Here is a 25,466-nt window from a genome sequence, read left to right as displayed (position 1 = left end):
GCGGTTCATTCGGATGATAAGCCGAGACCGACGCTTGCGCAGCTCGACCATACGGCCGGCGAGCCCGCCTGGTCACTCGTGATCGGCGGGACAGGGCCAAGTTGTCGGTGCGGAGAGGCCGGCCGGCAGCTTGGTCGAAGCATCGCCGCAGGCAAGGTCGATCTGGGCCTGCTCGAGCCCGGTTGCGGCCGAGAGGTCAAGGCCTTCGATGCGGGTCAGGAACATGAAGGCACGATCGAACATCGGCGTGGTTTCGAAGGTGGCGCCGGAGAGATCGGCACGGGAGAGATTGGCGAACGAGAATTTCGCCCCCGTCAGCACCGCCTTGTCGAAATCGGCGCGGCCGAGCTCGGCCTTTTCGAAGCTGGCGCCGGCAAGCCGGGCTCCGGCGAAATTGGCGCGTTGCAGCTCGGCGCCGGCAAAGGAAGCGCCATCGGCGGCGATATTGGCGAAGCTGGAGCGATAGGCCTCGATCTTGGCGAAGTTGGCGCCTTCAGCGTGTGCGCCCTCGAGTGAGGCACGCACCAGCGTCGCTTTTTCCAGATTGGCGGATTTGAAGTTGGCGCCGGCGAGATCGGTCAGCGAGAAATCCGTTCCGACGAGGTTGGCGCCTTCGAGATCACTGCCCTGCAACATCAGGTTCTTCTTGGTGCATTCCTGCCAGTCGAGCTTCGGCGAGGCCAGGCTACCGCAATCGGCGGCCCGTGCGGCAACCGGCGCAAATGCCAGAAGGACGAGGGCAAGGAGACCGAGCGACGATCCGTGCATTGCCATTGAACTATTCACCCCCATGACGCTTACAATATGCTTCAGGCCGCTTTCCGCGAAGCAGGCTGCTTCCACATTCTTACACAGCTCAGACTACAATAAAAAGATGGCGCGCGCCGTTCACAATGGCTTTGCCTGATGAGTTTGGGGCTTTGTCTGATGAGTTTGGCGCTTTGCGTGATCAATCTGGGGCTTTGCCGGACAGGCAGGTCAATCCGCCTTGCCGGGCAGGTGGATCAATCCACCTTGCCGGGCAGGCGAAGTTCCATGCAGGTGAGGTCCAGCCAGCGGCCGAATTTGGTGCCGACCTCGGAAAATCTGCCGGCGATGCGGAAACCGAGCTTTTCGTGCAGCTTGATCGAGGCGGTGTTCTCAGCCTCGATGCCGGCAATCATCACATGGATATTGCCGGCGGCAGCTCGCGCGATCAATTCCCGCATCAGCCGCTCGCCGATGCCGGCACCGCGACAATCCTTGTCGACATAGACGGAATGCTCGACCGTGTGGCGGTAACCGTCGAAGGCCCGCCAATCGCCATAGGAGGCGTAGCCTGCGACCTTGCCCGACATTTCGGCGATGATGACCGGAAAGCCCCGCGCCTTGCGCGCCCTGAACCATTCCAGCCGATTTTCGAGATCGACCAGCGTGTCGTTCCAGATCGCTGTCGTGTGCTCGACGGCGTGATTGTAGATATCGCGAATGGCGGAAAGATCGGCTTCGGTGGCGTCGCGGAGGAGGACAACGTCTGTCATGATGCTCGGGTTCATGTTGTTTGCGAAGGCGGGCATACGCCCCGCCTCGAAAGATGTAAACGGCGGGTGCGAAACAGGAACGATTCGGGCACATCAGTCGTTCAGAGGCCCGGCGCCGACAGGCTGAAACAGGTGAAGACGGCCGAATAATGCACCGCCGCGGCGGTGACGACGAAACCATGCCAGATGGCGTTCTGAAAGCGCAGCTTCTCCCAGACATGGAAGATGACGCCGAGCGAATAGATGACGCCGCCGATGACGATTAGCAGCATCGAGGCCGAGGGAATGCGTGCGGCGACAGGCCCGGCCACCAGCACGCCGCTCCAGCCCATGGCGAGATAAAGCAGGATGGCAAGCCGGTCGTAACGCCCGGGGAAGACGCATTTCAAGAAAATGCCGACGGCGGCGAACAACCAGATCGCCACCAGCATGAACAAGAGCAGCGGGTCGTCGGCGCCACGTTCGAGGAAGGGCGTGTAGGTGGCGGCGATCAAGAGGAAGATCGCCGAATGATCGAAACGGCGCAGATACCATTTCGTGCGCGAGACCGGCCAAGCATTGTAGGAAAAGGAAATGGCAAGCGTCAGCACCAGCCCGACGCTATAGATCCAGGCGGCGGCGAGCGCGCCGTAGGAACTCCAGACCGTGGCGTAGAAGATCAGCACGGTGGCCCCGATCAGCGCCAGCACGAGACCGACGCCATGGACGATACCGTCGGCGATCAGTTCGTATCTATCATAAGCCCAGCGAATGCCGTTGAACTCGCCCATGCACGCCAATCCGTTTCATACCCCGATGCAATCGTCGCATCGAACCGGCGGGCGCGCAACTGCGGCAAAGCGCACGGGCGGTAAATCTTCTTGACAGGCCGCAGTGGCGCAAAAATCAAATCTTCTGCCGGTCGACCAGCACCGAGCATTTGGCATGGCGCACGACCCGGTCGGCGGTGGCGCCGATGAAGTAGTTGGAAAAGTCCGGAACGTGCGAGGCGACGATAATCAGGTCTGCGCCGTGGCCTTCGGCGGTCGAGATGATGGCTTTGGCCGGCGGGCCGTTGGCGATCTCGATGGTTGCCGTGACGCCGGCTGCGGCGATCAGTGCTTCCAGCTTCTCGCGGCCATCTTTCATGGCGTCCTCGACCATATTGGCCGGCAGTTCGATCGCGACATAGCTCGGCACGTCCTCGACGACGTTGAGCGCGATGATCTCGCCGCCTGCATCGAGCAGGGACGCCGCCTTGCGGAGGATCTTTTCTCCCTTGTCGATGCCGCCGAGCGCGATCGCTACGATGATCTTTCTGTACATGGCTTCCCTCCATGACTGGGATGTATAAGCTTCCTCTAAAGAAGATATGGACGCATTGATCACGATCAAGTGGACACAAGTCATCGTCAACACCTGCTCAACGCTTCATCCTCAAAAATGGATCTTCTGTGAACAATCGGAATGCGCCATATAGGGATCAAGTACAGCAGCCCAGGGAGATCAGAGGCGAATGAACCGGCGAAACTTTCTTGGGCTTGCCACAGGCGGCATGTTTGCCGCAACCGCCGGGACGCCTTCTCTCTTACAGGCCAATTCAGAGGCAGGAGACCAATCCATGACGACCGAAACTTCCTATGCGCTGACGCGGCCCGCTTATATCGACCAGTCGCATCTCGTCGTCACCGACCTCGCTCTTGTTTCCGGCTTCTATCAATCGATGCTCGGCCTGAAGGTCATCGAGAAGACGGCGAGCGGCGAAGTGCTGGGTGTCGGCGATCTCCCTTTGCTGACGCTGACGACCGCAAAGAATGCGACCATCGCGCCGCGCAACGCCGCCGGCCTTTTCCACACCGCCTTCCTGATGCCGAACCGGACCGAGCTCGCGCGCTGGCTGCGCCATGCGGCACAGAACAACGTGGCGCTCGACGGCGCCTCGGACCATCTCGTCAGCGAGGCTATCTATCTTTCCGATCCGGAAGGCAACGGCATCGAGATCTATGCCGACCGGCCGCACGAACAATGGAAATTCCACCAGGATGGCATGGTGGAAATGGCTACGCTTCGCCTCGACCTGCAGGCGCTCTATAACAGTGCGCCTGATGAGCGCTGGGACGGCATGGCTGTCGGGAGCGCGATCGGTCACCTGCATCTGCAGGTGGGCGACATCCCGCAGGCCGACGCCTTCTACCGCGACGTCCTCGGCCTCAAGCTGATGGCGCGCTATCCCGGCGCGAGCTTCTTTGCGAGCGGCGGCTATCATCACCATCTCGGCGCCAATATCTGGAACAGCCGCGGCGCGACGGCACGCGCCGGTAACATGACAGGGCTTTCGGACTACAAGATCCGTTTCAACGACAAGGCGACGCTGGATGCGGCGGTCTCCAAGCTCGATGCGCTGGAGATCAAAAGCGAGAAGCGTGACGGCGGCGTGTTCCTCAGGGATCCCTGGGGCATCGGCCTGACGCTTTCGGCGTAATTTCCAGATTGCTGCGGATCAGCCATAGCGGTTGATGACGCTGACGCCATGCTGCCAATGCCATCGGCGCAAAGACATGCCGGACGCACTTTAACAGACGGTCGTTCCCTCAGGGAACCGGAACCCTATCGGCGCGTTTCCGTGAGGAAGCAATGGGGCTTCGGGGACCTCACCGCATGGGCATCGCCAATGGCATCCGCAAACAAGCAAAGAAGATCGCCATCGGCGAACGCCACACCAGCGCCTGGGCACAGTCGCTGAAGGAGGCTGCGGAAGAACTGCCGCCGCCGCCGCTGCACCGTCTGGAAAAGGATGGGCTCGACGTCAGCATGGCCTGGGCGATCATCGGCATCTTCGGCATTCTTTTTCTTGCCGCCGTCTACCTAATGTCGCTGATCCTTATCCCGATCACACTTGCCGTCGTCGTCGGCATGATCCTCGGCATGGCGGCAGAAAAGCTCAGCCGGATGGGGGTGCCGCGGCTTGCCAACGCCTTCATCCTGTCAAGCAGCGTGGCGCTGGTGATCTTCCTGTTGATCAACTCGCTCGCCGACCCGCTGATGACGCTTGCCAATGAGGGCCCGGCCTTCGCCGAGCGGACCATCAACCGCGTCATGCCTTATCTGGAGCGAATCAGATGGCTGCATATCACGCCGGCGACATTCGAAAGTGGGTCGATGTCGATCGGTGCGTTGCTCGAAAACACCGGCAACGTGCTGCACGTGGTGACAAGTAGCCTGACGCCGGCGCTGGTGCAGGGGATGATCTTCTTTGCGGCGCTGCTGTTCTTCCTCGCTGGTCGGGTCAACCTGCGCAAGACGATCATCATGACCTTCCGCACCCGCACGCAGCGCCTGGCGGCGATCCGCGTCATCAACGCCGTCGAGCAGGTGCTCGGCTTCTATTTCGCCACAGCCTCGCTGATCTATGTCGGGCTCGGCGTGGTCATGACTGTCATCGCCTATGCCGGCGGGCTGTCGGCCCCGGTGCTATGGGGATTCTTTGCCTTCCTGTCGAGCTTCATCCCCTATCTCGGCATCACGCTGATGACGTTTGCCGTCGCGGTCGCCGGCATCCTGACCCATGATGGCCTCCTTATCGGCCTGATGCCGGCCGCGGCCTTCTTCACCGTGCATCTGCTCATGGAGAACCTGATCTTCCCAGCGGTGATGGGACGGCGGCTGGAAATCAATCCGTTCGTCGTCTTCCTCGCCATCCTGTTCTGGACATGGATGTGGGGTGCCGTCGGCGCCATGCTGGCGCTGCCGCTCTCATTGATCGTCATGACTATTATCGACGAACTGCTGATCGAGGAAAAACCGCAGCCGCAGTTGCCGAAATGATCAACCGGGGGGACGTTCGTGGCATCTGATCTCGATCTTGCCGAATCCGATCACGACCAGATGGTCAGCGGCCGTTCTCTCTGGGGGAAAAGCGGCATACGGCCGGCATGGCGGCCGATCGAGCAGAGCTTTTTCACCGACGTCGCCGTGATCGGCGGCGGCATCACCGGCGCATTGGTTGCCGAACATTTGACGGCACGCGGTTTTTCCGTGGCGATCATCGACCGGGAGGAGCCCGGCTTCGGCAGCACCGCAGCGAGCACGGCGATGCTGCAATGGGAAATCGACAGCACGCTCACCGAGCTCGAGGACTATTACGGCTTCGAGCGCGCGGCCGGCATCTACCGCCGCAGTGGTGCCGCGGTCGCCGGCCTTTCCAAGCTGATCGCCGCAAACGCGATCGCCTGCGGCTTCCGGTCGCGCAATACGCTCTATCTGGCCGACGGTCGTGAAGGCGCGCGCGACCTGCTGGAGGAGCGCCAGCTTCGTCGCCGGGCGGGCCTGCCCGGCGTCTATCTCGAACATCCCGATCTCTTCACACAATTCGATCTCGACCGGGATGGCGCGATCTATTCGCCGGGTTCGGCGGAGTGCGATCCGCTGCTTCTGACCTGGGCGCTGCTGGAGATGGCCGTCCGGCGCGGCGCGCGGCTGGTCAACGCTTCCGTGACGGCGCTTCACAGCGAAGGCGATCACGTCACGGCAGAGACCGATGCAGGCCACGTCATCGAGGCGCGGCATGTTGTGCTGGCGACCGGCTATTCGATGCCGGGCTTCGACATGCCGAAACTGCACCGGTCGAGTTCGAGCTGGGCGCTCGCCACCGTGCCGCAGGACCCGGCAAATTTCTGGCGCGACAGAGCGCTGATCTGGGAGGACAGCCACCCCTATCTCTATATGCGCACGACGCCGGGCAATCGCATCGTCGCCGGCGGCGAGGATGACGATACCACGGATGCCGAGGTACGAGATCGGAAGCTGCCGGCCAAGACCATGGCGATCCAGGAGAAGATGAAGCGGCTGTGGCCGAAAGCAGATACGCGGGTGGAACACGCCTGGTGCGGCACTTTCGGGGAGACGGTCGACGGTCTGCCGCTGATCGGCCCGGTGCCGAAGACGCCGCATGTGTTCGCAGCCTATGGCTACGGCGGCAACGGCATCACCTTTTCCTATCTCGCTGCGCAGATGATCGGCGCCATGCTCGCCGGCATGCATCGCGATTGGTTCGAAGATTTCGCGCTCGACCGCGACGGGCCGGGTTTGGCGCGTTTTGGAGAGGGTTTAGTGCGGGCCGGGAATGAGCTGAGGTAAGATCCCACATTGACTGTCGTGCCGTGCCCGCCTTCAATCACTCCGTCGTCTTGTCGTCACCGGTGTCCTCGACATCCTCGAGGCGAACGAATTGCGTACCCTTCGCCTTGAGATCGACCAGCGCCTTCGCCACCCCCGCGCCGGCCGCATGGGTCGGCTGGTTGATGTGGGAGATGACGACGTCGCCGTCCTTGGCCGAGGCGATGCGCTTTTCGGTGATGACAGCCCCGAGCAGCGAGCCGCCGTCGCCGTTTACCGAATAACCGGCAATGCGATAGCCCATTGCGCGGATCTCGCCGATGGCGGAAAGGTCATATTTGGCGGTCGAGCCGCGGAACCAGTGCGGCGCCGGGATGCCGGCCGCGACCATGGCGGCAGCGCCGCCTTCGACTTCCTGCCGCACGGCCTGCGGCGAGCCGGCAGACGCGATGCCATAGATCAGCGTCGGCGTGTCGACGGCCGGAATATGGTTCTGGCCATGATTTTCGAGTTCGAAGAGATCGGGATTCTGCAGGAACACGGCAAGTGCTGCGGGATTGCGCTTCAGCCAGCGGGCGGTGACGAACATCGTTGCCGGGATGCGTTCACGCACCAGTGTCGAAAGGATGCGCTCGTCCGCCTGCCCCATGCAGGCATCGAAGGTCAGCGCAATGCGGGCATGGCCGGCGATATTGGAGCGGGCGATATGCAGATGCGGCTCGACGAGTTTTGGCGCCGGCGCCTTCGGGGCCGGACTGACTACGGCCGGGACCGGACTGACAACTGCCGGGGCGGGCAGCGCTGACGGAATTTCGTCTGCGAATGCAGCGGAGATACTGACGAGAAGGAACGCCGAAGCGAGCAGGATGCGGTTCATACGACGGATTTCTATGATTCGAGCTGCCGATTTTAGCGACGGCTCTCCCCCGGCGCCATGCGGCCGGTTGTCACCGCAGCCGCTTGGACGGACAGGGCAGCATCAATCATAGAGATAATACTTGTCCCACTTCTCGCGCGGCACCTTCTCGCCGATCTCGTAGTTGAGCTCGCGCACGTTGATATGCTGCGGACCGGTGATGCAATTGTAGGAGAGATGGTACCAGTCGCCCTTGCTGCGGAAGACAGCACCCGGCGCGTCCAGCGAATTGTCGCCGGGGATCGGGTCCTTGAAGGTGTAAGCGATCACCTTGTCGGGCTTGAAGCCGGTGCTGTCCTTGTTGATGCGGCTCATCGCCTCTGTGTCGCAGCTCTGTTCCAGGCGGGTCGAGGGATCGAGTTTTTCCAGCTGCTTCTTGATGGCGGGATCGACGGCAAAGGCAGGGGCAGCAAGGCTTGCGAGGGATACAAACAGGAGCAGACGTTTCGGCATTGTGGAGAAAATCCCTTACTGTTGTCCATTCTTCACCCTGCCACAGGCGGCTTGCCGGAGGCTTGGCGCGTGCAAATTTCGCGCGACGAGAGCGGACTTTCTTAAATATTGTGGTGACATCAAGGCAAGGCCGGCAAAGCGTCCTCCTTGTCTGTGGAAGGGCACCTCTACCCTTGGCGCACCCTTGCCGCTTGATCCGGGACAAGTGCGCCTCTATCTCTTGCCAACCCGTCATTCCGACCCGGAGCCATTCCTTGTCCGCTTTCAAAAGCCTGCCGACCCCGCCTGCCGCACCGAAGAAGCCGATCTCCGATACGCGCCACGGCATCACCCGCACGGACGACTATGCCTGGCTGCGCGCCGACAACTGGCAGGCGATGTTCAAGGATCCGTCGATTCTCGACCCTGAGATCCGCCACCATCTCGAAGCCGAAAACACCTATATGAATGCGGCAATGGAGGACACCAAGCCGCTGCAGAAGGTGCTGTTTGCCGAAATGCGCGGCCGCATCAAGGAAGACGATAGCTCGGTGCCGATGAAGGATGGCGCCTATGCCTACGGCACCTTCTATGTCACAGGCGGCGAACAGCCGCGTTATTTCCGCATCGCCCGCGATGGCAATGTCGCCGACGAGACGATCCGCACCGTGCTGCTCGACGGCGACAAGGAGGCGGTCGGCAAGGCCTATTTCCGCCTCGCCGGTCTCGACCATACCAGCGACCACAGCCGCGGCATCTGGGGCTATGACGACAAGGGCTCGGAGTTCTTCACGCTGCAGGTGCGCGACCTCCAGACCGGGCAAGACCTTGCCGACCGGATCGAGAATACCGGCGGCGGCGGCGTCTGGGCGCCCGATGGCAAGAGCTTCTTCTATTCGGCGCTCGACGAGAACCACCGGCCGTCGAAGGTGTTCCACCATATTCTCGGCCAGCCGCAGTCGGAAGACCGGTTGGTCTATGAGGAAGCGGATGCCGGCTTCTTCATGGGCGTCGGCGGCTCGCTGCTCGACGATTTCATCTATATTGACATTCACGACCACGAGACCAGCGAATACCGGCTGTTGTCGACCAAGGATCTGACAGCCGAGCCGAAGCTGGTGGCGGCGCGCGAGGAAGGCATCGAATATTCGCTGACCGAGGGCGGCGACGTCTTCTACATCCTCACCAATGACGGCGGCGCCAAGGATTTCAAAATCATGGAAGCGCCGGTCGACAATCCGGTGAAGGAAAACTGGCGCGAAGTGGTCGCCCACAAGCCCGGCACGCTGGTTATCAGCCACATGGCCTATGCCCGCCATCTTCTGTGGCTGGAGCGCAAGGACGGGCTGCCGCAGATCATGATCCGCGATCGGGCGACGGGCGAGGAACATGCGATCGCCTTCGCCGAGGAAGCCTATTCGCTGGGACTGCAGGGTGCGGCGGAATATGACACGGATATCATCCGCTTCTCCTATTCGTCGATGACGACACCGTCGCAACTCTACGATTACAACATGGTGACGCGCGAGCGCACGCTGTTGAAGACGCAGGAGGTGCCGTCCGGCCACAATCCCGACGACTACGTCACCCGCCGCGTCTTTGCGCCGGCGTGGGATGGCGAGACGGTGCCGGTCACCCTGCTCTACCGCAAGGATACCCCACTCGACGGCAGCGCGCCCTGCCTGCTCTACGGCTATGGCGCCTACGGCATCACCATTCCAGCCGGCTTCAACACCAATTGCCTGTCGCTCGCCGACCGCGGCTTCGTTTATGCCATCGCCCATATCCGCGGCGGCAAGGACAAGGGATTTTCCTGGTACGAAGACGGCAAGATGGACAAGAAGACGAATACCTTCAAAGACTTCGTCGCGGCGGCCGATTATCTGAATCAACAGAAGTTCACGTCTTACGCGAAGATCATCGCCGAGGGCGGATCGGCCGGCGGCATGCTGATGGGTGCCGTTGCCAACATGGCGCCGGAGAAGTTCGCCGGCCTCATCGCCGCCGTTCCCTTCGTCGACGTGCTCAACACCATGCTCGACGACACTTTGCCGCTCACCCCGCCGGAATGGCCGGAATGGGGCAACCCGATCGACAGCAAGGAAGAATACGAGCAGATCGCATCCTACTCGCCCTATGACAATGTCGACGCAAAAGCCTACCCGCCGATCCTGGCGCTCGGCGGGCTGACCGACCCGCGCGTCACCTATTGGGAGCCGGCCAAGTGGGTGGCGAAGCTGCGCGACAAGACGACCGGCAATGCGCCGATCCTGCTCAAGACCAACATGGACGCCGGCCACGGCGGCGCCTCGGGCCGCTTCCAACGGCTGGAAGAGATTGCCTTCGAGTATGCGTTTGCGATCAAGGTTGCCGGCAAGATGTGAACGGGTTGGGGGCGTGCCTAGTGGCACCCCCTCTGCCCTGCCGGGCATCTCCCCCACAGGTGGGGAGATTGGCTGGGCGCGCTTGCTCGCCCGACAACAGGCGTCACAGCACGACGAAACGCTAGACGGACGGGAAGGTTTAGCCACTTGTGATCTCCCCACCTGTGGGGGAGATGCCCGGCAGGGAAGAGGGGGGCTGGCACGGCACAACAGGCCAAGGGAGACAACGAATGCCCGTCTATATCGCCCTCCTCCGCGCGGTCAATGTCGGCGGCACCGGCTCTTTGCCGATGACCGAGCTGAAGGCGATATGCGAAGGCCTCGGCTTTTCCGACGTGAAGACCTACATCCAGAGCGGCAACGTGCTTTTCCGTTCGGATGAGCCCGAAAAGACGGTGGAGGAGCGGCTCGACGAAGCGCTCGGCAAGACGATGGGCAAGCGGCCAGGGGTGATGGTGCGCAGCCGCAAAGAGCTCGACAAGCTTGTCGCCGATGCCCCCTTTCCCGATGCCAAGCCGAACTTCCTGCTCGTCTATTTCCTGCCCGAAAAGCCGCCCGGCGATGCGCTGGAAAAGATGGTGGCGCCCGACGGCGAGGAGGCCAAGCTCGCCGGCCGCGAAATCTATGTGCATTATCCCAATGGTTCCGGCCGCTCGAAGCTGAAGCTGCCGGCGCTGAAACCCGGGACGTCGCGCAATCTCAACACCGTGCGCAAGCTCGCGGAAATGGCTGCGGCTCTGGAGGACGGGGACTGAGGCGGTTAGCGCAGTTCCGGACGCAAAACCGCTTCGCACTTTTGCTGGAATTGCTTTAAGTCCTCGGCATCTCCGCCACCGGCAGAAAGAGCATCTTCACGAAGGTGCGGAGCATCAGCACCTGTTCGGCCAGCGTGTTCGGCTCCTTCAGCGTCTTCGACAAAACGATGCCGCCTTCCAGGACGGAGGACACCATGTCGGCAAGCTGGTCGACGTCGACGGGTTCGCGTAGCGGATAGACGGCCACGATATCCCGGATCATGCGGCCGAAGCGGTGCCGCCAGGCAAGCACCGCATTCCGGTTGATCTCCTGTATCTCCCGGTCGAACAGCCGCTCGTAATAGCAGATACCCGCCACAAGGCAGCCCGGATGGCCGTTCGGCAGGTCGGAGAGCAATTCGGACAGCAGCTTCAGGCCGAGCAGGAAAGATTGCAGCGGATCGCCGGTCAGCTCGCGCGCGCGGCTGAAGATCTCGTCGTAGATGCGCTCGTCATTTTCGATGTAACGGTTGAGCAGCGCCTTGGCGAGCTCGTTCTTGTCCCTGAAATGATAGAAGAAGCCGCTCTTGGTGATGCCGGTCTCGGCGATCAGCTCCTCGATGGAGGTGCCGCCGAAACCCTTCTGCAAGACGGCCGCTTCGGCCACATCGAGGATGCGGGTCCGCGTTTCCTCGCCCTTTCGCATGTCCCCCCCTGTACCGCCGGTACAGTTTTCAGCGCCATCGTTCAGGCTTTCTTACGCCCTCGACGGCTTCGGCTGAAGCAAGCGATTGATATCAATCGGCAAAAGCCAAAACCGTCTGGAGTATACCTGAAGTCGCCTAGTTTGACAGCCGATTAAGCGCCAGAACATTATTCATCGACGGCAGCCAATCGGGGGCCGCGAGGGAGAGGTTTCAACAATGGCAAAGTACAGAAACGGTTTGCCGCAGCTCAAAAGCGGCACCTTCATTACCGACGGCGGCATGGAAACGACGATGATCTTCCAGGAAGGGATCGAGCTACCGCATTTCGCTGCCTTCATATTGCTGTCTTCCGAAGACGGGCGGCAGCGCATGCGGAATTACTATCGCCGTTATCTCGATATCGCACGGCGATACGGCACGGGCTTCGTGCTCGACACCGCCACATGGCGGGCCAATCCGGACTGGGGGCAGAAGCTCGGCTATACCAGCGACGCCCTGAAGGCGGTCAACGAGGAGGCCGTCGACCTGCTCGTCGACTTACGCAGCGCCTATGAGCGGCCGGAGCAGCCGATCGTCATCAGCGGCGCGATCGGCCCGCGCGGCGACGGTTACAAGGCAGGCTTCATGGATGCGGCCGAAGCGGAAGACTACCACGCCTTCCAGATCGGGGCCTTTGCCGGCACGGAAGCCGACATGGTGAGCGCATTCACGCTGACCAATATCGACGAGGCGATCGGTGTGGCGCGGGCAGCACAGTCGATCGGCATGCCCTCGGTCATCTCCTTCACGCTGGAGACGGATGGTCGGCTGGTGACGGGCCGCAGCATTCAGGACGCGATCGAGACGACGGATGCGGCGACCGGCGGAGCCCCGGCCTATTACATGATCAACTGCGCCCATCCGACGCATTTCGAAACAACGCTCGATCCGGGAAGCGCCTGGGTGAAGCGCATTTCCGGCATCCGCGCCAATGCCTCGACCATGAGCCACGAGCAGTTGGACAATAGCGAAACGCTCGATGCGGGCGATCCCGAAGATCTCGGCCGCCGCTACCGCAAGCTCATCGACCGCATGCCGGAGCTCCGCGTGCTCGGCGGCTGTTGCGGCACCGACCACCGCCATGTCGCGGCGATCTGCGAGGCATGCCTGCCGCAAGCGGCGTGACGACCTGAGAGGAGAGCCCTGTATCCGGCTACGAGGGGCCGGCACGGCACAACAGAAATGGCGACGGCGGTGGACGGGCGGGCGGCGTCAGCCTTTGGCGACGGCGTCTTTCCTCTGTTTGGCCTTGTAGCCGGTGATCTCCTCGCCGGCAGTCGGCGAGAAGCGCAGGTTCCAGAAGGTGGCGGTAATCGAGATAATGGTGACGACGATGAAGGCGGCCGAGAAATCGCCAAGAGCCGGCGTCTCAGTGCCTGACAAAGCCATGGAGCCGTGCAGCGCCAAGGCGCCGATGCAGATGCCGAGCGAGAGCATCAGTTGCTGGAAGGTGGTGTAGAAGCTGGTGGCCGAACTCATCCGATCCTTGCTGATCTCGTCATAGGCAATGGTGTTATAGGCCGTGAACTGGAACGACAGAAAGAAGGCGCTGAGCACCAGGACGACGAAGATCAGCGGCATCGGCCAGTCCGGCCGGAAGGCGGCACAAAGGCCATAGCCGATCGTCCCGAGGATGCCGTTGAGGATGAGGCTCCTGCGGAAGCCCAGGCGGCGGAAGACAAACTTCGCCATCGGCTTCATGGCGAGAGCGCCAAGCGCGGTCGCGATGATGATCTGGCCGGCCGCGGCGGCAGACAGGCCGAAGCCGATCTGGAAGAGCAGCGGCAGCAGGAAGGGTTGCGCGCCTTGCGTGATGCGGGTCAGCGAACCAGCAATGACAGACGTGCCGAAGCTTGGCACCTTCATCAGCGAGAAATCCATGATCGGCGACGGATGCTTGCGGGCATGTCTGAGATAGGCGATGCCGAAGAGCAGGCCGATGGCGATCAGGAAGATCGAAAACGCACCCTCGCCCTCATGGCTCGACATTTCGAAGCCGAAGAGCAGCGAGCCGAGCGAGATGCCCGAGAGGATGAAACCGATCGTATCGAACGGACCGCTTGCCTTGCCCTTCACCTCATCGATGTAGATTGAGACGAAGATCATGCCGATGATGCCGATCGGCACGTTGATATAAAAGATCCAGCGCCAGTCGAGATAGGTGACGATGAAGCCGCCGAGCGGCGGGCCGACAATCGGGCCGATCAGCGCCGGCACGAGCAGCCAGGACATGGCGCTGACCATATCCTTGCGGTCGACGCTGCGCATCAGCACCAGGCGCCCGACCGGCATCATCATCGCGCCGCCTATGCCCTGAAGCAGCCGCGCCAGCACCAGGAAGGACAGCGTCGGCGCCAGAGCACAGAGGATGGAGCCGACGACGAAGACGGCGATCGCCGAGCGGAAAACGGTGCGGGAGCCGAAACTGTCGGCCATCCGGCCGCTTGCCGGGATGAAGATCGCAAGGCTCAGGAGATAGGAAGTCAGGGCGATCGACATGGCCGGGGCGCCGACGCCGAAATCGCGCGCCATGGTGGGCAGCGCGGTCGCAAGCACGGTCGCATCGATGTTTTCCATCAGCATCGCACTCGCGACAATCATCGCGATCACCCGGAAATTGGGCGTGGCGCGCCGAACCATCGGCGCCTGGTAAATCTGATCCGACATCGTCCGGGATCACTCGCGGTGGCGCGGCGGAGCACACAAGGCTGCAAGGCCGCGGGGGATGACATGGCGCAAAGCCAAGGGGAGACGATTTGCTATACGCCCGCGATCATGGCGGCGCTATGTCGTTTATGGCAAAGCTGCTTTGACGAGAGGTAAAGGCAGGTCACGATTCCTTGCATCGGTTCGATCTTCGTGAATGTCCGGCTTGCGCCACAGACACCCCGGCCCTACCTATGAACCATGACCTCCGCCCTGCAGAAAAACCGGCCCGGTGCGGCCTTTCCGTTCGACAACAGCTATGTCGGCTTGCCCCAGCACTTCTTTGCGGCGCAAGCGCCGACCGCGGTGGCGGAGCCTTGGCTGATCAAGCTCAACGAGGCGCTCGCCGCCGAACTCAGGCTCGACATCGAAGCCTTGCGCCGCGACGGCGCGGCGATCTTTTCCGGCAATCTCGTTCCCGAAGGGGCCGAGCCGCTGGCGATGGCCTATGCCGGACATCAGTTCGGCGGCTTCTCGCCGCAGCTCGGTGACGGGCGGGCGATCCTTCTCGGCGAGGTGGTCGACCGCAGCGGCAAGCGCTACGACATCCAGCTGAAGGGCGCCGGACCAACGCCTTTTTCGCGTCGCGGCGATGGGCGGGCGGCAATCGGGCCGGTCTTGCGTGAATATATCATCAGCGAAGCGATGTTTGCGCTCGGCATTCCCGCCACGCGGGCGTTGGCTGCGGTGACGACAGGCGAGCCGGTCTATCGCGAAGAGGTGCTGCCGGGTGCGGTCTTCACCCGCGTCGCGGCCAGCCATGTCAGGGTCGGCACCTTCCAGTACTTCGCGGCCAGGGGCGACACCGAAGGCGTGCGGGCACTGGCCGACTATGTGATCGACCGGCATTATCCCGCGCTGAAAGAGGCCGAGAACCCGTATCTTTCGCTCTTCGAAGCGGTCTGCGAACGCCAGGCGGCGCTGATTGCCCGCTGGCTGCACGTCGGCTTCATCCATGGCGTGATGAACACGGACAATATGACCGTCTCCGGCGAGACGATCGATTTCGGCCCCTGCGCCTTCATGGATACCTATGATCCGGCGACCGTCTTTTCATCGATCGATCAGCATGGGCGTTACGCCTATGCCAACCAGCCCGGCATCGGCCAGTGGAACCTCGCAAGGCTCGGCGAAACGCTGCTGCCGCTGATCGACGCCGAGCCCGACAACGCGGTCGACAAGGCCAATGCGGTGATCAAGAGTTACGGCGAACGCTTCCAGGCGCATTGGCTGGCCGGCATGCGCGAAAAGATCGGCCTTGCCGGCGAAGAGGACGGCGATCTCGATCTGGTGCAGGCGCTGCTGTCGCTGATGCAGGCGCAGGGCGCCGATTTCACCCTGACCTTCCGGCGGCTGTCGGACCTTGCCGGCGATGATGCCGCAGAGCCCGAATTTGCGGCGAGTTTCCGCGAGCCCGATGCCTGCGGCGCGTGGCTTAAGCAGTGGCGCGAGCGGTTGTCGCGCGATCGGCAGACGGCCAGTGAGCGCGCTATTGCCATGCGCGGCGTCAATCCGGCCTTCATTCCGCGCAATCACCGGGTCGAACAGGCGATCAAGGCTGCCGTTGAGGACGGCGATTTCTCGCTGTTCGAGGCGCTGCTGAGCGTGCTTTCGAAACCCTATGAGGACCAGCCGGGCTTTGCCGCCTATCGGGAACCGCCGAAGCCTGACGAACGGGTGCTTGCGACCTTCTGCGGAACGTGACGCGCGCTTCGATCGTTTTCGGTGCGGCAGTTGCGCCACAGCGATCCGCTTCCACCCAGCCCGGCGACGAATAGGGCTGTCCTTGCAGGATCGCCGCCGCTACAGCGTCCTTGACGAGGAGCGGCGCCTCCTTCCGCATTTCCCGTGGGGCCGTCCATGCTGCTCAGATTTTTTCGCTATTACAGTCCCTACAAGCAATTGTTCTTTCTCGATTTCGGCTGCGCGGTCGTTGCCGGGCTGCTGGAACTCGGCTTTCCTATCGCCGTCAAGCTCTTCGTCGATACCCTGCTGCCGCAGAGGGACTGGTGGCTGATTGCGGCGACGGCCGGGCTGTTGCTGGTCATCTACCTGTTCAACACGGCGCTGATGGCGGTGGTCAATTATTGGGGCCATGCGCTCGGAATCGGCATCGAGACCGATATGCGCCGGCAGGCTTTCGACCATATCCAGAAGCTGTCCTTCCGCTATTTCGACAACAACAAGACCGGCCATCTGATCACCCATGTGACCAAGGACCTCGAAGAAGTCGGCGAAGTCGCCCATCACGGTCCCGAAGACCTGTTCATCGCGATCATGACCTTCATCGGCGCCTTCATCCTGATGTTCACCGTGCACTGGAAGCTGGCGCTGCTGACGACGGCCATCGTGCCGTTCATGACCTGGCTGGTCAGCCGCTACGGCGCCAAGATGACGCTCAGCTGGCGAGATCTGTTCCGGCAGGTCGGCGAATTCAATACACGCGTGCACGAGAGCGTCGGCGGCATCCGCGTCGTCAAGGCTTTCGCCAACGAGGATCACGAACGCGATCTGTTCGCCCGCAACAACGAGGGCTACAGGGCAACCAAACTCAACGCCTATGCCTATATGACCGCCAGCATCACGCTCAGCTATTTCAGCACGCGCTTCGTGCAGCTGGTGGTGATGATATCGGGAACCTGGTTCGTCATATCGGGCGAGCTCAGCTATGGCGGTTTTGTCGGCTTCCTGCTGCTGGTCAATGTTTTCTTCCGGCCGATCGACAAGATCACCTCGGTGCTGGAGAGCTATCCGAAGGGCATCGCCGGTTTCAAGCGCTTCACGCAGCTGATCGACACCGCCCCAGATATCGCCGACCGGGTAAACGCGATCAGCGTCGATCACTTGGCCGGCAACATCGTCTACAGCAATGTGAGCTTCGGCTATACCGGCGACGGCAAGGTGCTCGACGGGCTCGATCTTTCGATCGCGGCCGGCGAGACGATCGCCTTCGTCGGCCCCTCCGGCGCCGGCAAGACGACGATCTGCTCGCTGCTGCCGCGCTTTTACGAGGTGGATTCAGGCTCGATCCTGATCGACGGCATCGACATCCGCGACATGACGCAGAAGTCGCTACGCTCGCAGATCGGCATCGTCGCCCAGGACGTGTTCCTGTTCGGCGGCACCATCCGCGACAACATCGCCTATGGCCGACTCGGCGCCGACGACGCAGCGATTGTCGATGCATTGCGGCGCGCCGCCCTCGACGAATACGTGCTGTCGCTGCCGAACGGGCTCGATACTGTCGTCGGCGAACGCGGCGTCAAGCTTTCCGGCGGGCAGAAGCAGCGCCTGGCGATCGCCCGCATCTTCCTGAAAAATCCGCCGATCCTCATCCTCGACGAAGCCACCTCGGCGCTCGATTCGGCGACCGAATATGCCATCCAGCAGTCGCTGTCGGCACTGTCCCAGGGACGCACCACGCTGGTCGTCGCCCATCGGCTCGCCACCATCCGCAATGCCGACCGCATCGTCGTAGTGGGAACGTCAGGCATCGTCGAACAGGGCACGCACAGCCAGTTGCTGGCGCGCGAAGGCGGCTACGCCAGGCTGCATCAAGCCCAGTTCGGTGCATCCGGACCGACTGCATAATTCCTTAAATCGGGATCGATTTAAGGCTAAAGTTATGCAGCATTCAAACTGTTACAGCGTCCTTTGCGCGTCTTAAAAGACGCGCGGCGCTGTAGCGCCTGCGGCAATTGTGGCCGTTGAAAGGCATCTCCTTCGCGCTATCTGCCTGATCGGCGGGACTTTTCCACCAATCCTTCACCCCGGCTAACCTCAGCGGGAGACAGCCTTATGGCGATCATCGTCACCTCCATCTTCTTCATCATCGTCGGGCTTACACTCGGCGGCGGCGGGCTCTGGCTCGTCACGCTCGGCGGCAGCGTCTTCTATCTGTTCGCCGGGCTGATGTTCCTGATTACCGCCGGGCTGCTGCTGATGCGCAAAGCGGTGGCGCTCTGGGTCTATGCGGTGCTCGTCGTCGCAGCACTCGCCTGGGCGATCTGGGAGGTCGGCTTCGACTGGTGGCAGCTCGGCCCGCGCGGCGGCATGATCATCCTGCTCGGGCTCTGGTTGCTGACGCCATGGATCCGCCGGCCGCTCGGCCTGCGCAGCCCGACGGGCATCACCTATGCCGCGAACCCCTGGCCGCTCGCCGTACCTGTCGTTCTCGCCATCCTCGTCGCTCTCTATTCGATGACGACTGACCCGCATGATCTCCCCGGCGAGCTGCCCAAGGATACGGTCGCCGCCAATCCCGCCTTCGGCGGCAGCGTGCCGGATGGCGAATGGCATCAATACGGCCGCACGCCCTTCGGCCAGCGCTATTCGCCACTCGACCAGATCACCGCCGAGAACGTCTCCACCCTCAAGGAAGCGTGGCGATACCAGACCGGCGACGTCAAGCGGCCGGACGATGTCGGCGAGACGACCTATCAGGTGACGCCGCTGAAGGTGAAGGACACGCTCTATCTCTGCACGCCACATAACTGGGCGATCGCGCTCGACGCCAAGACCGGCAAGGAGAAATGGAAATACGACGCCAACTCGGGCATGAATCCCGACCGGCAGCATCAGACCTGCCGCGGCGTCACCTATTATGCCGATCCAACCGTGGCCGCCGGCCAGCCCTGCGCCGAACGCGTCTACCTGCCGACATCCGATGCCCGGCTGATCGCGCTCGATGCGGCCGACGGGAAGATCTGCACCGGCTTTGCCGACCAGGGCGTGCTGCATCTCGAAACCGGCATGCGCTACAATCCCGCCGGCTACTACTATTCCACCTCGCCGCCGGTGGCCGTGGCGGGCAAGATCATCATCGGCGGAGCGGTGAACGACAATTATTCGACTGAGGAGCAATCCGGCGTCATCCGCGCCTTTGACATCAATACCGGCGCCCTGGTCTGGAACTGGGATTCCGGCAATCCCGATGTCACGACGCCGATCGCAGCCGACCAGACCTACACCACCAACTCGCCGAACAGCTGGTCGGTCTTCAGCGTCGACGAGGCGCTCGGCATGGTCTACATCCCGCTCGGCAACCAGGTGCCCGACCAGATCGGCATCGGCCGAAGCGACAATGTCGAGAAGTTTTCTTCCTCGATCGTCGCGCTCGACATCGCCACCGGCCAGCTGCGCTGGGTGCGCCAGGCGGTGCATCACGATCTCTGGGACATGGACGTGCCCGCCCAACCGGCGCTCATCGACCTGACGAAGCAGGACGGCACCGTCGTTCCCGCCCTCGTCGGCTCGACGAAGCAGGGCGATATCTACGTGCTCGACCGGCGCAGCGGTGAGCCGATCATCCCGGTCAAGGAAATCCCGGCGCCTGGTGGAGCGGTCTCAGGCGATCATACCTCGCCGACGCAGCCGATCTCGGACCTGACCTTCTCGCCCGAACCGCTGCAGGAAAAGGACATGTGGGGCGTGTCGCTGTTTGATCAGCTCGCCTGCCGCATCGATTTCCACCGCTACCGCTATGAGGGCCGTTACACGCCGCCCTCGCTGCAGGGAACAATCGTCTATCCCGGCAATTTCGGCACCTTCAACTGGGGCAGCGTGGCGGTGGATCCGGAGCGGCAGATCATGTTCGGCATGCCGACCTATCTCGCCTTCACCTCACGCCTGGTGCCGGCGGCCGACATTCCGCCGAAAGGCCAGGACGAGAAGGGCAGCGAACAGGGGCTCAACCGCAATGACGGCGCGCCCTACGGCGTCTTCATGGGTCCCTTCCTCGGGTTGCTCCAAATCCCCTGCCAGGCGCCGCCATGGGGTTATGTCGCCGGCGTCGACCTGCGCACCGGCAAGATCGCCTATATGCACAAGAACGGCACCGTGCACGACATGACGCCGCTGCCGCTGCCCTTCAAGGTGGGCGTGCCCGGCATCGGCGGGCCGATGCTGACCAAGGGCGGCGTCGCCTTCCTGGGGGCTGCGGTCGACAACTACCTGCGGGCCTATGACGTGACGAATGGGCGGGAGCTCTGGCAGGGACGGCTTCCCGCCGGCGGCCAGGCGACGCCGATGACCTATATGACTGATGATAACAAGCAATATGTCGTCATGGTCGCTGGCGGCCACGGCTCGGTCGGCACCAAGCCCGGCGACTACGTGATCGCCTATACGCTGCCGTGACGCGAGCCCCCCTCTCCTCAAGAGAAGGAGCCGGCGCAAGCTCTAGGCATGGTTGCAGCATCATTCTCTCCCCGGTTTTCGGGGAGAGTTTTTATGGAAATCAGCAGTAATATTCGCAACTATTACGGGGTCGGCGGTCTTTTCGATCAGTCGGCCAAATCCAAGAATCAGCAAACGACGGACTTCGACAGCACTGCGCGCAATACCGCGCCCGGTCTCGAGCCCAGCAGCACGCCGCCTTCGATCGCCAATACGATCTGGGCTCTTCAAAGCAGCGAAGGCCCCTATATCAACCCGCCTTCCGACGAAGAAGTTGCGGCGAGTGCTGCGCATGACTCCCTGGTCGACGAATTCTCCAAATGGGGCAACATGACGCCGGCGGAATATATCCGCGCCCGCTACCTCGAGCAGCACGATCTGACTGAAGACGATCTGGCCGCCATGCCGGCCGAGCAGCGTGCCGCAATCGAGAAGGAAATCGCCGACCAGATCAAGCGCGAGATGGCGGGCATCGAGGATGACGGCACCAAGACGACAGACGATATCACCGCCGCCTGAGCCACAGGCAGATCTAATCCAACATGCGGCGGGAACCCTCTCCGCCGCATTTTCGTGATTCACACCATCTCGACGATCATGCGGCCGACCTCGGCAAAGACCGGGTTGAGTTCCTTCACCGGCACGGTCGCTTCGCTGATATAGACGGCTGCGACGATCGGGCCGCGATCCGGCGGCCAGATCACCGCGATATCGCCGAGTGATCCATTCGGGCCGGTGCCGGTCTTGTCTCCGACCTTCCAATCTGCCGGCAGGCCGGCCCTGAGCCGTTCCTTGCCGGTCGTGCTTGCCACCAGCCAGGCAATCAGCCTGTCGCAGGAGGCCTCAGTGAGCACCGAGCCGAGCGTCAGATTGCCGACCGTGTCGAGCATCGCATCGGGGGTCGTCGTGTCGCGCGGATCGCCCTTCCGGCCCTCGTTCAGCGTCGGTTCGGTGCGGTCGAGACGAGTGTTGCCGTCACCGATCGAGCGCAGCCAATCGGTCAGGCCCGCCGGCCCGCCAAAACTTTCGAGCAGCAGATTGCCGGCCGTGTTGTCGCTGACGGTCACCGCCGCCTCGCAGAGTTCGGCAATGGTCATGCCATCGGTGCCGGCATGTTTCTCGCTGAGCGGCGAATAATCGACGAGCTTGTCCTTGCCGTAGGTCACCCGCCGATCGAGGTTCTCCTCGCCCTTGTCAGCACGGGCAAGCACGAAAGCGGCGGCCAGCGCCTTGAAGGTGCTGCACATCGGAAAGGCCTCGCTGCCGCGATAGCCGAAAGAGATGCTCGTCTGGGTGTCGAGCACCGAGACGCCGAGGCGGCCGCCGGTGCGTTTTTCCAGCGCAGCAAGGCGGCGATCGATGTTGTCGTCGCCTTCCTCGGCATTCTCCTCGGCATTCTCCTTGGCGCCCTCCTCGGCCCCCTCCTCGGCATTGGCGGGAATCGCCAGCGCGGGCAAGCCCATCGCAGGTAGGCACAATGCCGAGCCTATCAGCATGCGGCGAGTCAGACTGAGATCCATGAAATCCTCCGGCAAATCAGGAGGACAGAGCTAAGGCGCGATTGCGGCGGCATCTCGTCCTTTTGTCGTCCGTCGAGCCACTTTGTCGTCCGCCCGCGCCGATCACGCCGCGCGCGTCACCTCGACGGTTACATGCGACAATTCCTTCAGCGCCGAAAGCCTGCCCTTATAGAAGGCCGGATCGCGCGGCTTCGAGGTAAGGACGGCAACGATTGCGGCATGATGGCCGGGGCCGACCTCCCAGACATGCAGATCGGTGATCCGGTCGTCCTCCGTCTCGATGGCGCCGCGGATTTCGGCCGGCAGCGTATCGCCTTCGGAAATGACGTCGAGCAGGACGCCGCCGGAAGATTTCATCAGGCTCCAGGACCAATTGGCGATCACCAAGCCGCCGACGATGCCCATCAGGGGATCGAGCCAGAGCCAGCCATAGAGGCTACCGAGCGTCAGCGCGGCGATGGCGAGCACAGAGGTCAGGGCATCGGCGATGACATGCAGATAGGCAGCGCGGATATTGTTGTCGCCGGTCTTTGCGTGATGGGCATGGTCGCCATGGCCGTGATGCGCATGACTGTGATGGGCGTGGTCGCCATGACTGTGATGCGCGTGGTGGCCATGCCCGTGATGATGGTGCGCATGATCGCCATGCGCGATATGGCCGCCGCCGGCCAGCAGCCAGGCGCTGGCCAGATTGACGGCAAGGCCGATGACCGCCACGGCGATCGCCTGGGCAAAGCCGATCGGCACGGGATTGGAAAGGCGCAGCAGGCTTTCCCAGGCCATCAGCAGGGCGATCAGGGCAAGGACGATGGCACTGGCGAAGCCGGCGAGATCGCCGAGCTTGCCGGTGCCGAAGGTGAAACGCGGGTTGCGCGCCTGCCGGCGGGCGAAGAGATAGGCAAGCGCCGAAATCAGCAGAGCACTGGCATGGGTCGACATGTGCCAGCCATCGGCGACCAGGGCCATGGAGCCGTAGACGGTGCCGGCGGCGATTTCCGCCACCATCATCACCGCCGTCAGCGCGATCACCAGCCAGATGCGCCGCTCGTTGCGCCTATGATCGGCGCCGAGGAAGACGTGATCATGTTCCAGGGCATTGATTCCAGCTTTGTCGCTTCCGGCACTCATGACAGGCTCCTTCGTCGCCGCGCTTAGCGCATATAGGTTCTCAAGACTTCCGATATTTCCTCGACTGCCTCCGCCCTGGCGGCATCATCGACGGCATTCAGCACATGCTCACGCAGGTGATCGTCGAGCACCTCGCCGGTCAGCCCGGTCAGGGCGCCGCGGATCGAGGCGAGCAGTTGCAGGATCTCGCCGCATGGGCGCCCGGCCTCGAGCGCGCGCTCGACCGCCTCCATCTGCCCCTTCAGGCGGCTGATGCGGGCAACGAGCTTCTTTTTCTGCAGGGCGGTGTGGGACATGATAGGCTCTCATATAGAATAGGGGGGTATAGTATCAAGTGTGAAGCAGGAGCTCAATGCCGGTGATGGGCTCCGATCCGCCATTGACAAAGCCCGCGTTTCCGACGATCTATGATCCATGATCAAGAACGCGCACCAGAGCCGCTCGTATTTTTGGCTGTACCTGTAAAGGGCGGCCGGACAAGATCATATTGTCAACAAGCCGCCGTCAGGCGGCTTTGTTGTATTGGCAGCGTCCTGACGGCAGACTATCAAAGGACGCGAAGACCATGACCGAAATCGAAGACAGCGAAATTTCACTGATGCGCCCATCGGTGGTGACGATCCGCACCGCCAAGCCGCGCGACCTGCCCGAACTCAACGAGATGATCGCCCTGCTTGCCGCCCATCACGGCGATGCGGCTGCCACAACGGCGGAGCAGTTGGAGCGCGACCTCTTCGGCCCCCTGCCCTGGATCAACGCGCTCGTCGCCGAGACCGGCGGAGGGCTTATCGGCTACGCCATTCTCGTGCCGCTCTACAGGGCGCAGGAAGGCAAGCGCGGCATGGACCTGCACCACCTCTTCGTGCGCGACGGCCATCGCGGCCACGGCACCGGCCAGTTGCTCGTCGACCGGGCGCGAGAGACCGCCCGCAACGCCGGCTGCGGTTACCTCTCCGTCAGCGCCGCCACCGGAAACGTGCTGGCGCACCGCTTCTACGAACAGCTGGATTTCACCCCGCGTCCGGTGACCGGCATGCGCTACATGCAGTCGATCGGTTAATCTGCAGAGGCTCCTGCTGCCGCTATCGTTAACGGCTGGGCACGGCCTTCAGATAGGCGGCGATCGCTTCGCGGTCGGCGGCCGGCAGATGGGCAATGTTCTGCTGCACATCGACCATCGAACCGCCGACGGAATCGAAATCGGGGGTGAAGCCGGTTTCGAGGTAGCTGGCAATATCGGCCTCGCTCCAGCCGCCGATGCTCTTGGAGGCCGGGGTGATATCGGGTATGCGGCCCTTGCCTTCCGGATTGGGCGCGCCGGCAAGCCACTGATCCGCCTTGAAGCCGCCGAGCGCATCACGCGGCGTATGGCATTCGCCGCAATGGCCGGGGCCTTCGACGAGATATTGCCCGCGCTTGATCTTGTCGTCGCTCTTTGCCAGGGCGACGCGCGGCTGGTCGTTGAGATAGAGGAATTTCCAGCCGCCGAGCGCCAGCCGGATGTTGAAGGGGAACGGCAGTTCATGCGGCGGCGCAACGTTTGCGCTCTTCGGCAGGGTTTTCAGGAAGCCATAGAGATCGTTGACGTCCTTGTCGCTCATGCGGGAATAAGAGCCGTAAGGAAAAGACGGGTAGAGATGCTGCCCGCCCGGGCCGACGCCGCGCTTCATCGCGTTGCCGAACTGGGCAAGAGTCCAGGTGCCGATGCCGGCCTTTTCATCGGGTGAGATGTTCGGCACGTGGAAGGTCCCGAAAGGGCTCTTCAGCGCCAGGCCGCCTGAAAGTGTCAGCTTTGCATCGCCTTCGGACCCGGGTGCGGCATGACAGCTGACACAGCCGCCCGCCCAGAAGACCATCTGGCCGTTTGCCGGATCCGGCGCGCCGAGATTGGCCCAATGGCTTTCCGGCAGCGGATCGGGTGCGGTGACGAGATAGAAGGCGCCCCCGCCGAGAACGGCGACGCCGATCAGACAGAGCAGTACCCGGATGAACCTGCGGACCATGCGCCGCCTCCCCTTTTGCCGACATTTCCATGCAGATCGATCCCCCGATCGATCCGCGCAGGCGGAGAATAAGGCGATCCGCGTCGACGACAAGGCCGGCGCGGAT

The 25,466-nt window shown here is 62.5% G+C and carries 23 protein-coding genes; 11 read left to right on the top strand and 12 right to left on the bottom strand.

The window, feature by feature from the left end:
* Positions 1-72: 72 nt before the first annotated feature.
* The 4 genes from RLCC275e_RS05030 to RLCC275e_RS05015 all read right to left on the bottom strand — a co-directional run bounded on the left by RLCC275e_RS05030 (position 73) and on the right by RLCC275e_RS05015 (position 2,825).
* Entirely contained in the window at positions 73-774 is a 702-nt protein-coding gene (locus tag RLCC275e_RS05030; protein WP_033180567.1) for a pentapeptide repeat-containing protein, read from the bottom strand.
* Positions 775-1,004: 230 nt separating this feature from the next.
* Positions 1,005-1,556, bottom strand: a complete 552-nt coding sequence (locus RLCC275e_RS05025) for a GNAT family N-acetyltransferase (RefSeq protein ID WP_033180568.1) — start codon at positions 1,554-1,556, stop codon at positions 1,005-1,007.
* Between the two features lie 65 nt (positions 1,557-1,621).
* Complete coding sequence (gene trhA / locus RLCC275e_RS05020) at positions 1,622-2,290, bottom strand: PAQR family membrane homeostasis protein TrhA (protein WP_033180569.1); 669 nt, start codon at positions 2,288-2,290, stop codon at positions 1,622-1,624.
* 115 nt (positions 2,291-2,405) lie between these two features.
* On the bottom strand, positions 2,406-2,825 hold the full coding sequence (locus tag RLCC275e_RS05015) for a universal stress protein (RefSeq protein WP_033180570.1): 420 nt from the start codon (positions 2,823-2,825) through the stop codon (positions 2,406-2,408).
* A 295-nt stretch (positions 2,826-3,120) separates the two neighbouring features.
* Here RLCC275e_RS05015 and RLCC275e_RS05010 point away from each other — a divergent pair, with 295 nt between their 5' ends.
* From RLCC275e_RS05010 to RLCC275e_RS05000, 3 genes are all read left to right on the top strand, one after another.
* Positions 3,121-3,981: a VOC family protein gene (locus tag RLCC275e_RS05010; protein WP_033180571.1), complete on the top strand. Its 861-nt coding sequence runs from the start codon at positions 3,121-3,123 to the stop codon at positions 3,979-3,981.
* A gap of 176 nt (positions 3,982-4,157) precedes the next feature.
* Positions 4,158-5,324, top strand: coding sequence for an AI-2E family transporter (locus tag RLCC275e_RS05005; RefSeq protein ID WP_033180572.1), 1,167 nt, complete (start codon positions 4,158-4,160; stop codon positions 5,322-5,324).
* Positions 5,325-5,342: 18 nt separating this feature from the next.
* Complete coding sequence (locus tag RLCC275e_RS05000; protein WP_033180573.1) at positions 5,343-6,635, top strand: NAD(P)/FAD-dependent oxidoreductase; 1,293 nt, start codon at positions 5,343-5,345, stop codon at positions 6,633-6,635.
* A gap of 37 nt (positions 6,636-6,672) precedes the next feature.
* Here the strand turns inward: RLCC275e_RS05000 and RLCC275e_RS04995 are convergent, their stop codons facing one another.
* Positions 6,673-7,491 (bottom strand): polysaccharide deacetylase family protein, encoded by an 819-nt coding sequence (locus RLCC275e_RS04995; RefSeq protein WP_033180574.1) that lies wholly within the window; start codon positions 7,489-7,491, stop codon positions 6,673-6,675.
* Between the two features lie 102 nt (positions 7,492-7,593).
* On the bottom strand, positions 7,594-7,983 hold the full coding sequence (locus RLCC275e_RS04990) for a DUF930 domain-containing protein (protein WP_003557772.1): 390 nt from the start codon (positions 7,981-7,983) through the stop codon (positions 7,594-7,596).
* A gap of 254 nt (positions 7,984-8,237) precedes the next feature.
* Here RLCC275e_RS04990 and RLCC275e_RS04985 point away from each other — a divergent pair, with 254 nt between their 5' ends.
* Both RLCC275e_RS04985 and RLCC275e_RS04980 read left to right on the top strand, forming a co-directional pair.
* A complete protein-coding gene (locus RLCC275e_RS04985) occupies positions 8,238-10,346 on the top strand; it encodes a S9 family peptidase (RefSeq protein ID WP_130707408.1) in 2,109 nt (702 codons plus the stop codon).
* 230 nt (positions 10,347-10,576) lie between these two features.
* Entirely contained in the window at positions 10,577-11,101 is a 525-nt protein-coding gene (locus RLCC275e_RS04980) for a DUF1697 domain-containing protein (RefSeq protein ID WP_033180576.1), read from the top strand.
* Between the two features lie 55 nt (positions 11,102-11,156).
* On the opposite strand, the gene RLCC275e_RS04975 is transcribed toward RLCC275e_RS04980, so the two are convergent.
* Positions 11,157-11,786 carry a TetR/AcrR family transcriptional regulator gene (locus tag RLCC275e_RS04975; protein WP_033180577.1) on the bottom strand — a complete coding sequence of 210 codons (630 nt, stop codon included), beginning with the start codon at positions 11,784-11,786 and terminating at the stop codon, positions 11,157-11,159.
* Between the two features lie 217 nt (positions 11,787-12,003).
* Here RLCC275e_RS04975 and RLCC275e_RS04970 point away from each other — a divergent pair, with 217 nt between their 5' ends.
* Positions 12,004-12,951, top strand: coding sequence for a homocysteine S-methyltransferase family protein (locus RLCC275e_RS04970; protein ID WP_033180578.1), 948 nt, complete (start codon positions 12,004-12,006; stop codon positions 12,949-12,951).
* A gap of 87 nt (positions 12,952-13,038) precedes the next feature.
* On the opposite strand, the gene RLCC275e_RS04965 is transcribed toward RLCC275e_RS04970, so the two are convergent.
* Positions 13,039-14,493, bottom strand: a complete 1,455-nt coding sequence (locus RLCC275e_RS04965; RefSeq protein ID WP_033180579.1) for a DHA2 family efflux MFS transporter permease subunit — start codon at positions 14,491-14,493, stop codon at positions 13,039-13,041.
* A gap of 240 nt (positions 14,494-14,733) precedes the next feature.
* Here RLCC275e_RS04965 and RLCC275e_RS04960 point away from each other — a divergent pair, with 240 nt between their 5' ends.
* From RLCC275e_RS04960 to RLCC275e_RS04945, 4 genes are all read left to right on the top strand, one after another.
* Positions 14,734-16,236 (top strand): protein adenylyltransferase SelO, encoded by a 1,503-nt coding sequence (locus RLCC275e_RS04960; protein WP_033180580.1) that lies wholly within the window; start codon positions 14,734-14,736, stop codon positions 16,234-16,236.
* A gap of 156 nt (positions 16,237-16,392) precedes the next feature.
* Entirely contained in the window at positions 16,393-18,123 is a 1,731-nt protein-coding gene (locus RLCC275e_RS04955) for an ABC transporter ATP-binding protein (protein ID WP_033180581.1), read from the top strand.
* Positions 18,124-18,330: 207 nt separating this feature from the next.
* Positions 18,331-20,670 carry a glucose/quinate/shikimate family membrane-bound PQQ-dependent dehydrogenase gene (locus RLCC275e_RS04950; protein ID WP_033180582.1) on the top strand — a complete coding sequence of 780 codons (2,340 nt, stop codon included), beginning with the start codon at positions 18,331-18,333 and terminating at the stop codon, positions 20,668-20,670.
* 93 nt (positions 20,671-20,763) lie between these two features.
* Positions 20,764-21,228 carry a hypothetical protein gene (locus RLCC275e_RS04945; protein ID WP_033180583.1) on the top strand — a complete coding sequence of 155 codons (465 nt, stop codon included), beginning with the start codon at positions 20,764-20,766 and terminating at the stop codon, positions 21,226-21,228.
* Between the two features lie 59 nt (positions 21,229-21,287).
* On the opposite strand, the gene bla is transcribed toward RLCC275e_RS04945, so the two are convergent.
* The 3 genes from bla to dmeR form a co-directional block, all read right to left on the bottom strand.
* On the bottom strand, positions 21,288-22,229 hold the full coding sequence (bla, locus tag RLCC275e_RS04940; protein ID WP_033180584.1) for a class A beta-lactamase: 942 nt from the start codon (positions 22,227-22,229) through the stop codon (positions 21,288-21,290).
* 102 nt (positions 22,230-22,331) lie between these two features.
* Positions 22,332-23,357: a CDF family Co(II)/Ni(II) efflux transporter DmeF gene (dmeF, locus tag RLCC275e_RS04935; RefSeq protein ID WP_033180585.1), complete on the bottom strand. Its 1,026-nt coding sequence runs from the start codon at positions 23,355-23,357 to the stop codon at positions 22,332-22,334.
* A gap of 23 nt (positions 23,358-23,380) precedes the next feature.
* Positions 23,381-23,653: a Ni(II)/Co(II)-sensing transcriptional repressor DmeR gene (dmeR, locus tag RLCC275e_RS04930; protein ID WP_033180586.1), complete on the bottom strand. Its 273-nt coding sequence runs from the start codon at positions 23,651-23,653 to the stop codon at positions 23,381-23,383.
* Between the two features lie 269 nt (positions 23,654-23,922).
* Between dmeR and RLCC275e_RS04925 the strand changes: the two genes are divergently transcribed.
* Positions 23,923-24,417: a GNAT family N-acetyltransferase gene (locus RLCC275e_RS04925; protein ID WP_033180587.1), complete on the top strand. Its 495-nt coding sequence runs from the start codon at positions 23,923-23,925 to the stop codon at positions 24,415-24,417.
* A gap of 28 nt (positions 24,418-24,445) precedes the next feature.
* On the opposite strand, the gene RLCC275e_RS04920 is transcribed toward RLCC275e_RS04925, so the two are convergent.
* Positions 24,446-25,360 (bottom strand): cytochrome c, encoded by a 915-nt coding sequence (locus tag RLCC275e_RS04920; RefSeq protein ID WP_033180588.1) that lies wholly within the window; start codon positions 25,358-25,360, stop codon positions 24,446-24,448.
* Positions 25,361-25,466: the final 106 nt, after the last annotated feature.

This window comes from Rhizobium brockwellii (assembly GCF_000769405.2).
In the GTDB taxonomy this organism is placed as follows: Bacteria; Pseudomonadota; Alphaproteobacteria; order Rhizobiales; family Rhizobiaceae; genus Rhizobium; species Rhizobium brockwellii.
This window is presented reverse-complemented; position numbering and strand designations above follow the sequence as displayed.

Bases quoted from the DNA above. Each gene is read 5' to 3' on its own strand.
- RLCC275e_RS05030 (WP_033180567.1), bottom strand. From the start codon at position 774: ATGGCAATGCACGGATCGTCGCTCGGTCTCCTTGCCCTCGTCCTTCTG.
- RLCC275e_RS05025 (WP_033180568.1), bottom strand. From the start codon at position 1,556: ATGCCCGCCTTCGCAAACAACATGAACCCGAGCATCATGACAGACGTT.
- trhA (WP_033180569.1), bottom strand. From the start codon at position 2,290: ATGGGCGAGTTCAACGGCATTCGCTGGGCTTATGATAGATACGAACTG.
- RLCC275e_RS05015 (WP_033180570.1), bottom strand. From the start codon at position 2,825: ATGTACAGAAAGATCATCGTAGCGATCGCGCTCGGCGGCATCGACAAG.
- RLCC275e_RS05010 (WP_033180571.1), top strand. From the start codon at position 3,121: ATGACGACCGAAACTTCCTATGCGCTGACGCGGCCCGCTTATATCGAC.
- RLCC275e_RS05005 (WP_033180572.1), top strand. From the start codon at position 4,158: ATGGGCATCGCCAATGGCATCCGCAAACAAGCAAAGAAGATCGCCATC.
- RLCC275e_RS04995 (WP_033180574.1), bottom strand. From the start codon at position 7,491: ATGAACCGCATCCTGCTCGCTTCGGCGTTCCTTCTCGTCAGTATCTCC.
- RLCC275e_RS04990 (WP_003557772.1), bottom strand. From the start codon at position 7,983: ATGCCGAAACGTCTGCTCCTGTTTGTATCCCTCGCAAGCCTTGCTGCC.
- RLCC275e_RS04980 (WP_033180576.1), top strand. From the start codon at position 10,577: ATGCCCGTCTATATCGCCCTCCTCCGCGCGGTCAATGTCGGCGGCACC.
- RLCC275e_RS04975 (WP_033180577.1), bottom strand. From the start codon at position 11,786: ATGCGAAAGGGCGAGGAAACGCGGACCCGCATCCTCGATGTGGCCGAA.
- RLCC275e_RS04970 (WP_033180578.1), top strand. From the start codon at position 12,004: ATGGCAAAGTACAGAAACGGTTTGCCGCAGCTCAAAAGCGGCACCTTC.
- RLCC275e_RS04965 (WP_033180579.1), bottom strand. From the start codon at position 14,493: ATGTCGGATCAGATTTACCAGGCGCCGATGGTTCGGCGCGCCACGCCC.
- RLCC275e_RS04960 (WP_033180580.1), top strand. From the start codon at position 14,734: ATGACCTCCGCCCTGCAGAAAAACCGGCCCGGTGCGGCCTTTCCGTTC.
- RLCC275e_RS04955 (WP_033180581.1), top strand. From the start codon at position 16,393: ATGCTGCTCAGATTTTTTCGCTATTACAGTCCCTACAAGCAATTGTTC.
- RLCC275e_RS04950 (WP_033180582.1), top strand. From the start codon at position 18,331: ATGGCGATCATCGTCACCTCCATCTTCTTCATCATCGTCGGGCTTACA.
- RLCC275e_RS04945 (WP_033180583.1), top strand. From the start codon at position 20,764: ATGGAAATCAGCAGTAATATTCGCAACTATTACGGGGTCGGCGGTCTT.
- bla (WP_033180584.1), bottom strand. From the start codon at position 22,229: ATGGATCTCAGTCTGACTCGCCGCATGCTGATAGGCTCGGCATTGTGC.
- dmeF (WP_033180585.1), bottom strand. From the start codon at position 23,357: ATGAGTGCCGGAAGCGACAAAGCTGGAATCAATGCCCTGGAACATGAT.
- dmeR (WP_033180586.1), bottom strand. From the start codon at position 23,653: ATGTCCCACACCGCCCTGCAGAAAAAGAAGCTCGTTGCCCGCATCAGC.
- RLCC275e_RS04925 (WP_033180587.1), top strand. From the start codon at position 23,923: ATGACCGAAATCGAAGACAGCGAAATTTCACTGATGCGCCCATCGGTG.
- RLCC275e_RS04920 (WP_033180588.1), bottom strand. From the start codon at position 25,360: ATGGTCCGCAGGTTCATCCGGGTACTGCTCTGTCTGATCGGCGTCGCC.